The organism is Pseudomonas agronomica (genome assembly GCF_025917275.1).
Classification (GTDB): domain Bacteria; phylum Pseudomonadota; class Gammaproteobacteria; order Pseudomonadales; family Pseudomonadaceae; genus Aquipseudomonas; species Aquipseudomonas agronomica.
The window spans coordinates 1-260 of the sequence record NZ_JAOSHO010001144.1; the positions used below are offsets into that span (position 1 = coordinate 1).

1 protein-coding gene is annotated in these 260 nt (G+C 67.7%); it reads right to left on the bottom strand.

Annotation, left to right across the window (positions count from 1 at the left end):
• On the bottom strand, positions 1 to 260 hold a 260-nt coding region (locus tag OC610_RS29300), incomplete at both ends, for an ImcF-related family protein (protein ID WP_264433357.1).

The window sequence follows — 260 nt, forward strand, 5'->3', positions numbered from 1 at the left end:
TGATCGAGCAAGGCCTGGCGCACCTGCGCCACCAACCGAGGGTCGGCCTCGATGCGCCAGTCGGGGTGCGCGGCCAGATGCTCGGCGTAGAACTGCCAGAAGCCGGGCGCCAGCGTTCGCCAGAGCGCGGGGGCAACGTTCTCCCGGATGGGTTCGGTGTGGCCGAAGGTCTTGACCAGAAGCTCCGCCTCGGCTTTTTCCGGGCGCGCCATCATCAGGTACGCCTTGAGCTGATCGTAGGCAACCGCCGAGCGCTCGAC